Genomic DNA, 9,841 nt, shown 5'->3' with positions numbered 1-9,841 from the left:
CGGTCTGGTTTGTTGGCAGATGCGGCTCTATCTGAGCCCACTGCTTGTCGTTGAGCCAGAACAGTCCTTTCCGCATCGAAGTCCCCCGTGCCGAATCAACTTGGCACCATGGAATCAGAACTCGCTAATTAGGTACAGACCCTTCTGTAATGGGCCCGATGATGTCAAGCCTCCCGGTGAACGTCGCGCCGCCGAGCTCATGCTTCTGTCCGTGGTCAACGCCTGGCCGCCACATCATGCTGTCAGAGGGAGCGGTGAGCCTATCTAGATACGCGTGGTTCGTCGGACGACGGCCACTGGGCGTGTAACGGCTTCACCGCATCCACCGTCCCGGCGACGGGACTTCGGGCACTGGGCTTCTGTTCAGCCCGGTTGCATTCCGGCTCTTCTCCTCGTGCTCTATGCTGCGATCGGGCCCGTTTCAGCCCATCGGTAAGTTGTGCCGTCGACCCAGATCCGATGCAGGATCACTGCAAGCTTACGTGCCAAGGCAACTTTTGCGCGCTTCGAGCCTCGCCGCTTGGCGACGTCCATCCCCCAGCGCTTAAGTTTTGAGAACCGCGTGATGCGCGATAGCAAAACGTTGGCGGCTTCATACAATACCGTGCGCACCATCTCGTCACCGGCCAGCGTGATTCCGCCCGTGACGTCCTTTTCTCCCGATTGGTACTTCTTTGGCGTGAGCCCGAACAGCGCACCTGCCGCCTTCGATTTCGCGATGCGATGAGGGTCATCAATCGCCGATTTGTAGGTGATGGCCACCAAGGGACCAACCCCCGGCACGGTCATAAGCCGGCGACAGACCGCATCGTCACGCACAGTTGCCAGCACAGCCTTGTGCAGCCTTCCGTACTCTGCCTTCAAGGCAGATCGCGCCGAAAGCATCGCACCGGCAATGCGCTCTAATGTAGCCTGACCAGTAACCAACTCTCGGATCCGCGCTTCGAAATTCCTCCGCGTCACCGGGCCAACCTTCAGCCCGAAGCCACGCAAAATCCCTCGGATACTTAATTCCACATCGATAAGTCGCCCGAGAAGCTGTTTGCGCGCGATCAGGAGTGCCCGGATCTCCTGCGCACCGACCGACTTTGCGTGCACCGGCTGGAACCAGCCCATCCGGATCAACTGGGCTATCCCGCGGGCATCCTTGCGATCAGTCTTTACCGTCATCGCCGATAATGCGGCCTTTACGTGCCGTGTTTCCAGCAGAACCGTTTCGAATCCTGCTTTTCTCAGCCCCGCATGCAGCCATTGGGATAGCGGCCCAGCCTCCAGCCCGATCCGCTCCACTGCAAAGCCGAGCGTCTCAAAAAACTCAACTAAGGCGTCGGGTTCGCTTGCGACCTTCGCCTCTCTCAGGATCTTACCCTGGGCATCCACAACGCACACGCTCGACAGTTCCAATGACACGTCGATTCCGGCATAGTTCTCCACGGCTGTCCTCCGTCTCTAGATGCTTGGGGCCGACTCAAGTCGTGACCCCGTTTCATCATCTATCGGGGGACAGCCACCATCATGACCCCTTCCTCGGAGCAGGGCCCATTACGGCATCTAGTGGCGCGATACAAGCGCCTCGCGGAACGCTAGCGCCCGACCTGGCCGCGGTCGCGCAGGAAATGATCCGCCAACACGCAGGCCATCATGGCTTCGCCGACGGGGACCGCGCGGATGCCGACGCAGGGATCGTGGCGGCCTTTGGTCATGATCTCGGTATCGGCGCCGTTGCGATCGACGGTGAGACGCGGCTGCAGGATCGACGAGGTCGGTTTGACCGCGAAACGCACCACCACCGGCTGCCCCGTGGAGATGCCGCCCAGCACACCGCCGGCGTGGTTGGACAGAAAACGCGTGCCGTCATTGCCCGTGCGCATCTCGTCGGCGTTCTCTTCGCCGGTGAGTTCGGCCGCGCCAAAGCCGGCGCCGATCTCGACGCCTTTCACGGCATTGATGCTCATCATTGCGGAGGCGAGCTCGGCATCGAGCTTGGCGTAGATCGGCGCGCCGAGGCCAGCCGGCACACCTTCGGCGACGACCTCGATCACCGCGCCGATCGAGGAGCCGCTCTTGCGGATGCCGTCGAGATAGGTCTCGAAGAACGCGGCCTTGTCCTTGTCCGGACAGAAGAACGGATTCTTCGCGATCTCGTCCCAGTCCCACTTCGCGCGGTCGATCTTGTGCGGCCCCATCTGCACCAGCGCGCCGCGCACCTTCACGTCGGGCAGCACCTTTCGCGCGATCGCGCCGGCGGCGACGCGCGTCGCGGTCTCGCGCGCCGACGAGCGGCCGCCGCCGCGATAGTCGCGCAGGCCGTACTTCGCTTCATAGGTGAAGTCGGCATGACCAGGGCGAAACTTGTCCTTGATCTCGGAATAGTCTTTTGAGCGCTGGTCGGTGTTCTCGATCAGGAGCCCGATCGGCGTGCCCGTCGTCACCTGCACGCCGGTCTCCGGATGCGCCATCACGCCGGACAGGATCTTGACCTGGTCCGGCTCCTGACGCTGGGTCGTGAAGCGCGACTGGCCGGGCCGGCGGCGATCAAGATCACCCTGGATGTCGGCCTCGACGAGCGGGATCATGGGCGGGCAGCCGTCGACCACGCAGCCGATCGCCACCCCATGGCTCTCGCCGAAGGTCGTGACGCGGAACATGTGGCCGAAGGTGTTGAAGGACATCGCGAACTGCCGCCTAACGTTGCCTTGCAACGCCTCTGCTGAATGTCAACGTGACGTAACGCGATCTGGATGGAGGGTCAAATGATCTCCACAATCGGCATGGCCGGGCTTGTCCCGGCCATCCACGTTCTCGGGTGCCACGAGCTGGAAAAGTGCGTGGATGCCCGGGCCTTCGCCTCGCGAAGCGGCTTCGGCCGCGCAGGCGGAACGAGCCCCGGGCATGACGGCGGAGGACGCGCAAGCGAACCGGCTTAACTAAACTTCTCCCACCGCCCGTCCCGGAACACGTAGACGGCGCCCTGCTCGATATAAAGCTCGGCGGCGCTCGCCGGCGTCTCCAGGCCGAGTGAAACCATCAGGGCCCGGCAGGTCCCACCATGGGCGACCGCGACGGTGTCGGTCCGGAGTTGGTCGTACCAGGCGCGCACGCGGACCTGCACATCGGCGTAGGTCTCTCCGCCCGCGGGGCCCACCGTCCATTTGTCGGCGAGGCGCCGGGCGTAGATGTCGGGATCGGAGGCCTCGCTCTCCGCCAGCGTCAGTCCCTCCCAGGTGCCGTAGCCGATCTCACGCAGGCGATCGTCGAGCGTATAGTCCGCAGTCGGCAGTTCGAGCTTGCTCCGCGCCAGTTCCATGGTCTCTCGTGCGCGGCCAAGCGGACTCGACACGTAGGGTAATGCGGCCTTGTCGCGGCCCTCGCGCTTGAACAGATCGGCGAGAATGCCGCCGGCCTGCGCGGCCTGACCGCGACCGCGTGCGTTCAGCGGAATGTCCTTGATGCCCTGAAGCCTCCCGAGCGCATTCCACTCGGTCTCGCCGTGGCGAAGGTAATAGATCGTGGGCACAGGCATTGCTGGGTGAAAAGTTAGTCCTTCCCGCCGAACGAAATGTCCGGCGCGTCCGGGCGCTTCATGCCGAGCACGTGATAGCCGGAATCGACGTGGTGCACCTCGCCGGTGACGCCGCGCGAGAGGTCGGAGAGGAAATACAGCGCGCTGCCGCCGACGTCTTCCGTGGAGACGTTGCGCCGCAGCGGTGCGTTGGCCTCGTTCCACTTCAGGATATATCTGAAATCGCCGATGCCGGACGCCGCGAGGGTCTTGATCGGCCCCGCGGAGATCGCGTTGACGCGGATATTCTTCTCACCGAGATCGGCGGCGAGATAACGCACGCTCGCTTCGAGCGCCGCTTTCGCGACGCCCATGACGTTGTAATGCGGCATCCACTTCTCGGCGCCGTAATAGCTGAGCGTGATGAGCGAGCCACCGTCGGTCATCAGCTTCTCGGCGCGCTGCGCCACCGCCGTGAACGAATAGCAGGAGATCAGCAGGGATTTCGAAAAATTCTCCTGCGTGGTGTCGACGTAGCGGCCGTCGAGTTGCTCGCCATAGGCGATCGCATGCACCAGGAAGTCGATCTTGCCCCACTTCTCCTTCAGCACCGCGAAGGCCGCATCGATGGTCGCAGCATCGGTGACGTCGCAATGGCCGAGCACGAGCCCGCCGATCTCGGCGGCGAGCGGCTCGACGCGCTTCTTCAGCGCATCGCCCTGATAGGTGAAGGCAAGCTCGGCGCCGGCCGCGTGGCATGCCTTGGCAATGCCCCAGGCGATCGAGCGGTTGTTGGCAACGCCGAGGACCACGCCCCGCTTGCCCTGCATCAGACCTGAATTCTGCGCCATTTTGCTAACGTCCCGTCGAGCTCCCGGTGAGGTTTGGAGGTACACCAGCCCTCCGTTGCGGTACAGTCCTAATACGCGGCGTTAACGCTGTTTCAAGCGCCGGAATAGCCGTTCCGCTCGGGTGTTATGATCGTTGTGGCGCTCGCGCCGACATCAGGACGTCAAGACCGCAATGAGTGCGTTTCGCCAGAGTGTTGAAGCCATGATCCCGGCGTTGCGCCGCTACGCCCGCGCGCTCACGCGCGAGGCGGATGCGGCCGACGATCTGGTGCAGGATACGCTGGTGCGGGCGCTGCGTTCGGAGCGTCTGTTCCTCGGAGGCGACGTCAGGAGCTGGCTCTATACGATCCTGACCAACCTCAACAAGAACCGGCGGCGTTCGCTGGCACGACGGCCGCAATTCATGCAGCTGACGGAGAACAACCCGGATGCCAGCGGGACCGAAGCCGAAGGGCGCGATATCGAGAGGGCGCTGGCGACGCTCGTCGAGGAGCAACGCTCGGTGCTGCTCCTGGTGATGCTGGAGGGCATGAGCTACCGCGAGGTCGCCGACATCCAGGGCGTGCCGATCGGCACAGTGATGTCGCGCCTGGCACGCGCCCGCGCCCACGTCAAAGCCTCGCTGGAGGGCGAGCGCCCGGCGCTCAGGCGGGTGAAATGATTGCAGGATTGATGCATCGCGCCGGTCGTTTCTCCTGCATGGCGCGGAAAGCGGCGCAGTTGAACCACGAAGAACATTTTGGGCCGCAGAGCCAGAGACGATCGATATGAACGACCGCAAGATCCCAGTCACCGAGGACGAACTGCACGCCTATGTCGACGGCGAGCTGCCGGCCGAGCGCCGCGCCGATGTCGAGGCCTGGCTTGCCGCGCAGCCCGAGGATGGCGAGCGCGTGCAGTCCTGGCGCGCCATGGCCGAGATGCTGCACGCCCGCTACGATTCCGTCGCCCAGGAGCCGGTGCCGGCGCGGCTCGAGCTCGAACGGCTGGAGCGCCGCCCGCGGCACTGGCTCTATGGCGCCGCCGCGGCTGTGCTGGTGGCCTTCATGGCCGGCGGCACCGCCGGCTGGCTGGCGCACGGTGCCGCCAACGCGCCCTCGACTTTCCAGAGCTTTACGACCGACGCACTCGACGCCCACCGCCTCTATGTCGTCGAGGTTCGCCATCCCGTCGAGGTCGGCGGCAACGAGCGCGACCACCTCCAGGCCTGGCTGACCAGACGCTGCGGCTGGACCGTGTTTGCTCCGAACCTGGAGGCGAGTGGACTAAAGCTCGTCGGCGGCCGGCTCTTGCCGGGACCGAACGGCCCGGCGTCGTTCCTGATGTATGAGGGCGCCTCGGGCGAGCGGTACACGATCTACACCGCCAAGACCGAGAATGGCGCGACGCAGATGCGGTATGCCAGAACGGACAAGGACGGGGCGCTGTTCTGGTCGGAGCGCGGCGTCGGCTACGTCGTCAGCGGTGGCGGCGACCGGGACCGGCTGACCAAAGTGGCGCAGGCGGTCTACGACCAAGCAGAGAAAAGCGGCACCTAGACAACCACGCAAACGCGGTGCCTCGATTCCGACATTGAAAATTTGGAATGAAGACATCGGCGCGTCTCATTATCGCACCGGATGATCACGCGAAAATGAGCAGCGTTCGATCCGCCGATCGACGCGGGCGGCCTCGATTGGGGTTTTTGGTACCGCGCTGGTCCCCCTCCCGAGGCCGCACCTTTTTATCGGCTGCCCCGCCGGACAGCCGACACGTCGAGCACGTGAGCCAAGAAGGGCTACCACGCCTCGGGCATATGATGAGCATCATCTCGATGGACGACGCTCTCAGTCTTTAGGAGAACCCCTCACAGTTTCCGGATCACACTTAGCCAAGCCCGCTACGTGGATTGTAGGGGCGCTGGTCCCGCCACTTCTCCATCAATGCTTCAAGCTCGGCGTCGTTCCCGTCCGGTAGCATAATCCTGACGGTGACGAAGAGATCCCCGGTTCCACCAGCTTTTGGCAATCCTTTGCCCTTCAGGCGGAAGGTCCGGCCGCTGGAGGTGTTTTGCGGAACCGAAAGCTCCACGGCATTGCCGAGGGTGGGCACGCGGACCTTGCCGCCAAGCACCGCCTCGTAGAGCGTGACCGGCAGGTCGATCCTGAGATCGGCGCCCTCGATCTTGAAGAACGGATGCTGCGCGATGCCGATCGTGATCAGGAGATCGCCCGGCGGATGGCCCTGAGCGCTCTCGCCCTGCCCCCGCAACCGGATCTGCTGGCCTTCGGTCACGCCGGCCGGAATCTTGACGTTGAGCTCCTTGCCGTTCGGCAGCCGGACGCGCTTCTCGCCGCCCTTCACCGCCTCCTCCAGCGAGACGGTCATGGCGACATTGACGTCGAGATCGAGCCCGATCCCGCCGGTGTCGAATTCGAACTGGGCACCGCCGCCGGCCCCGGGGCGCGGACGCGGCCCTCCTCCGAACATGCTGTTGAGGATGTCCTCGAACGCGCCGCCGCCCGGACCAGGGCCCGCGCCGCCACCGCGGAACGTATAGCTCTCGAACCCGCCGGGACCCGCGCGCCCGCGCGGCCCACCGCCGCCGCCCGGAAAACCCTGGAAGCGCGGCTTGCCGTCGGCGTCGATCTCGCCGCGGTCGAATTGCTTGCGCTTGTCCTCGTCGCCGAGGATCTCATTGGCCGTATTGAGTTCAGCGAAGCGCTCGGCCGCCTTCGGGTCGTTCTTGTTGCTGTCGGGATGGTGCTTCTTGGCAAGCTTGCGATAGGCGCTCTTGATCGCGGCAGCGTTGGCGCTCCGCGGCACCCCCAAGACCTCATAGGGGTCGCGCATCCGTCACGTCTCCTTCAAGAAATCGAATTGTTCAAAGGGCTCCCCGCCCCAACTGAGCCTCATGTGGGGGGCGAGTGGTATTTTTGCAACTAGCCTGGTGAAGCGATTCCTAGCTCCGCCACGGCTTTAGCGTATGAATCTCCCAACTGCCACGGCTGCTTTGGCAGCCCGCGCCCTGGAGCCAGCTTTCGGTGCTGCCATTGACGTAGCTCGCCAGGAAGTCGCGGCACTTGCGGCCGTCCTCGGCGGCATAGGATTGCGCGATCGGCGTGACCGAACCGCGCGCCCCGGTTTCCGGATTCTCCCAATGCTGGCTGGAATCCTTATCGTTCTTGCTGAGGACGTCGGAGGCGGCGTTGCGGGCGAAGGCGAGATCGGTCTCTGTCGGTGCCGCCACCCTGGCCGGCATTGCGATCGAGCCGGTAAGGTCGCTGTCATCGGCCTTGGCGTAGGCACTCTTGTCGTTGCGGGAAAAGCTGCAACCGCCGGTGCCGAGTCCGATCAGAATGATCGTCATGACGAAGCCGCACGGCCGGATCGCCGATAGGCCAACGCGTCCCCATACCCTATATAGGGCGGTAGCAGACAACAACGCGTTTTGGACCGCAGGACGCAACTCGGACCCCAGACATGACCGACACGACCTCGATGAAACACCAGACACCCTTAACATCCGGTGATTTCACCGCCGCCGACGAGCCGTTTGCGCTGTTCGGGGCCTGGCTGAACGAAGCCATCAAGAGCGAGCCGAACGATCCGAACGCCATGGCGCTCGCGACCGTCGATCCCGACGGCCTGCCGGACGTGCGCATGGTGCTGATGAAGGGCTTCGATACCGATGGTTTCGTCTTCTACAGCCACATCGCCAGCCAGAAGGGCCGCGAACTCGCCGCAAATCCTAAGGCGGCGTTACTTTTTCACTGGAAGTCGCTGCGCCGTCAGGTCCGCATCCGCGGCAACGTGACGCCGGTGACCGAGGCCGAAGCCGACGCCTATTTCGCCACCCGTCCCAAGCAGGCGCAGATCGGCGCCTGGGCGAGCAAGCAGTCGCAGGAGCTCGAGAGCCGCTTCGCTTTCGAGCAGGCGATCGCCAAGGTCGCCGCCAAGCACATGATCGGCGAGGTGCCGCGTCCGCCGGGCTGGAGCGGCTGGCGTATAACACCGTCGCGTATCGAGTTCTGGCACGACCGCCCGTTCCGCCTGCACGACCGCATTGAATTTCGCCGTGACGCGGCCGGCCAGAAATGGTCCAAGACGCGAATGTATCCCTAGAATTTTGTTCGAGAATGATCCCTTCGGAAAACCGCTGCACAGTTTGCGCTAACGCGGCCCTCCGGGTCCGGATCATGCTCCAGCCTGAAAGATGTCCATGCCGCAGTCGTCCAATGCGCCGCGCCGTACGCTGCTCCTGACCGGGGCGAGCCGCGGCATCGGCCATGCCACCGTGATCCGTTTCTCCTCGGCCGGCTGGCGCGTGATCACCTGCTCGCGGCATCCGTTCCCGGAGGATTGTCCCTGGGACGCGGGCCCTGAGGACCATATCCAGGTCGACCTCGCCACCCCCGCAGATACCACGCGCGCGATCTCCGACATCCGCGACCGTCTCGAAGGCGGCATGCTGCATGCGCTGGTCAACAACGCCGCGATCTCGCCGAAGGGGGCCGGCGGCTCCAGGCTCGGCTCGATCGACACCGACCTCGACACCTGGACCCACGTGTTCAATGTCAACTTCTTCGCGCCGATCATGATGGCGCGCGGGCTGATCGAGGAATTGAAGGCGGCCAAGGGCTCTGTCGTGAACGTCACCTCGATCGCGGGCTCGCGCGTGCATCCCTTCGCGGGCGCGGCCTACGCCACCTCGAAGGCCGCGCTGGCGTCCTTGACGCGCGAAATGGCCTCCGACTTCGGCCGCGTCGGCGTGCGCGTCAACGCGATCGCGCCGGGCGAGATCGACACCTCGATCCTGTCGCCGGGCACCGAGAAGATCGTCGACCAGCAGATCCCGATGCACCGGCTCGGCACACCGGACGAGGTCGCCAAGATCATCTACGTGCTGTGCACGGACACCAGTTCTTACGTCAACGGCGCCGAGATCCACATCAACGGCGGCCAGCACGTGTAGGCTACCGCGTCATTGCAAACGCAAGCGAAGCAATCCAGACTGCCTCGGTGAGGACAGTCTGGATTGCCTCGTCGCTTCAGTGCAAAATTGCTTCGCAATTTTGTCGCGAGCTCCTCGCAATGATGATGTTGGAAATTACGCCGGAGAAGCAAGGCGATCCAGACAACGCCGCCGCAAGACCTGGATCGCCCTTAGCTTTCCGTTCCTCAATCGAGTCGAATCCGACGTGACCTCTCGCGTGGCTGCGGAGCGGCCGTGCTGATTGCAGTCGAGCAATCGTCGTCGTTCTCGCCGTCGAGCAGCGGAGCACCACAGTGCCGGCACATGCGCGCCGACATCGACGACGCCTTGCCGCTCGTCGCGACGTGGCGATAGCTCGCCAGATCGATGACGTTGGGGGGCGTCGTTATGTGTTTTTCAACCATGGCTGTTCCTCGCGGCTTACCTGCTCCTTATCGCAGACAAGTTTCGCGCAAACGTTCAGCCCACCGCTCAAATTTTACCGGAGGAATTGGGGCGGCGAGCACACATCGC

General features: G+C 64.0%; 10 protein-coding genes. 4 read left to right on the top strand and 6 right to left on the bottom strand.

Features of this window, described 5'->3' with window-relative positions:
• Window positions 1-399 precede the first annotated feature (399 nt).
• The 4 genes from IVB13_RS34185 to fabI all read right to left on the bottom strand — a co-directional run bounded on the left by IVB13_RS34185 (window position 400) and on the right by fabI (window position 4,353).
• Entirely contained in the window at window positions 400-1,434 is a 1,035-nt protein-coding gene (locus IVB13_RS34185) for an IS110 family transposase (protein ID WP_247287488.1), read from the bottom strand.
• A 149-nt stretch (window positions 1,435-1,583) separates the two neighbouring features.
• On the bottom strand, window positions 1,584-2,672 hold the full coding sequence (gene aroC, locus IVB13_RS34180) for a chorismate synthase (RefSeq protein WP_247491703.1): 1,089 nt from the start codon (window positions 2,670-2,672) through the stop codon (window positions 1,584-1,586).
• Between the two features lie 251 nt (window positions 2,673-2,923).
• A complete protein-coding gene (locus IVB13_RS34175; RefSeq protein ID WP_247491701.1) occupies window positions 2,924-3,523 on the bottom strand; it encodes a histidine phosphatase family protein in 600 nt (199 codons plus the stop codon).
• Between the two features lie 14 nt (window positions 3,524-3,537).
• A complete protein-coding gene (gene fabI / locus IVB13_RS34170; protein ID WP_027568710.1) occupies window positions 3,538-4,353 on the bottom strand; it encodes an enoyl-ACP reductase FabI in 816 nt (271 codons plus the stop codon).
• Between the two features lie 172 nt (window positions 4,354-4,525).
• On the opposite strand from fabI, the gene IVB13_RS34165 reads away from it, so the two are divergent.
• Both IVB13_RS34165 and IVB13_RS34160 read left to right on the top strand, forming a co-directional pair.
• Window positions 4,526-5,014: a sigma-70 family RNA polymerase sigma factor gene (locus IVB13_RS34165; protein ID WP_007594679.1), complete on the top strand. Its 489-nt coding sequence runs from the start codon at window positions 4,526-4,528 to the stop codon at window positions 5,012-5,014.
• 106 nt (window positions 5,015-5,120) lie between these two features.
• Complete coding sequence (locus IVB13_RS34160) at window positions 5,121-5,891, top strand: anti-sigma factor (protein WP_085352549.1); 771 nt, start codon at window positions 5,121-5,123, stop codon at window positions 5,889-5,891.
• A 328-nt stretch (window positions 5,892-6,219) separates the two neighbouring features.
• On the opposite strand, the gene IVB13_RS34155 is transcribed toward IVB13_RS34160, so the two are convergent.
• Both IVB13_RS34155 and IVB13_RS34150 read right to left on the bottom strand, forming a co-directional pair.
• Window positions 6,220-7,185 (bottom strand): J domain-containing protein, encoded by a 966-nt coding sequence (locus IVB13_RS34155; RefSeq protein WP_247491699.1) that lies wholly within the window; start codon window positions 7,183-7,185, stop codon window positions 6,220-6,222.
• A gap of 109 nt (window positions 7,186-7,294) precedes the next feature.
• Window positions 7,295-7,702 (bottom strand): RT0821/Lpp0805 family surface protein, encoded by a 408-nt coding sequence (locus IVB13_RS34150; protein WP_018456237.1) that lies wholly within the window; start codon window positions 7,700-7,702, stop codon window positions 7,295-7,297.
• Window positions 7,703-7,815: 113 nt separating this feature from the next.
• On the opposite strand from IVB13_RS34150, the gene pdxH reads away from it, so the two are divergent.
• Both pdxH and IVB13_RS34140 read left to right on the top strand, forming a co-directional pair.
• Window positions 7,816-8,457: a pyridoxamine 5'-phosphate oxidase gene (gene pdxH, locus IVB13_RS34145; RefSeq protein WP_247491697.1), complete on the top strand. Its 642-nt coding sequence runs from the start codon at window positions 7,816-7,818 to the stop codon at window positions 8,455-8,457.
• A gap of 97 nt (window positions 8,458-8,554) precedes the next feature.
• Complete coding sequence (locus IVB13_RS34140; protein WP_026233115.1) at window positions 8,555-9,307, top strand: SDR family oxidoreductase; 753 nt, start codon at window positions 8,555-8,557, stop codon at window positions 9,305-9,307.
• The last annotated feature ends 534 nt before the right edge of the window (window positions 9,308-9,841 follow it).

Source organism: Bradyrhizobium sp. 17, assembly GCF_023073515.1.
In the GTDB taxonomy this organism is placed as follows: domain Bacteria; phylum Pseudomonadota; class Alphaproteobacteria; order Rhizobiales; family Xanthobacteraceae; genus Bradyrhizobium; species Bradyrhizobium canariense_D.
This window is presented reverse-complemented; position numbering and strand designations above follow the sequence as displayed.

Bases quoted from the DNA above. Each gene is read 5' to 3' on its own strand.
- IVB13_RS34175 (WP_247491701.1), bottom strand. From the start codon at position 3,523: ATGCCTGTGCCCACGATCTATTACCTTCGCCACGGCGAGACCGAGTGG.
- IVB13_RS34140 (WP_026233115.1), top strand. From the start codon at position 8,555: ATGCCGCAGTCGTCCAATGCGCCGCGCCGTACGCTGCTCCTGACCGGG.
- fabI (WP_027568710.1), bottom strand. From the start codon at position 4,353: ATGGCGCAGAATTCAGGTCTGATGCAGGGCAAGCGGGGCGTGGTCCTC.
- IVB13_RS34150 (WP_018456237.1), bottom strand. From the start codon at position 7,702: ATGACGATCATTCTGATCGGACTCGGCACCGGCGGTTGCAGCTTTTCC.
- IVB13_RS34165 (WP_007594679.1), top strand. From the start codon at position 4,526: ATGAGTGCGTTTCGCCAGAGTGTTGAAGCCATGATCCCGGCGTTGCGC.
- pdxH (WP_247491697.1), top strand. From the start codon at position 7,816: ATGACCGACACGACCTCGATGAAACACCAGACACCCTTAACATCCGGT.
- aroC (WP_247491703.1), bottom strand. From the start codon at position 2,672: ATGTCCTTCAACACCTTCGGCCACATGTTCCGCGTCACGACCTTCGGC.
- IVB13_RS34160 (WP_085352549.1), top strand. From the start codon at position 5,121: ATGAACGACCGCAAGATCCCAGTCACCGAGGACGAACTGCACGCCTAT.
- IVB13_RS34155 (WP_247491699.1), bottom strand. From the start codon at position 7,185: ATGCGCGACCCCTATGAGGTCTTGGGGGTGCCGCGGAGCGCCAACGCT.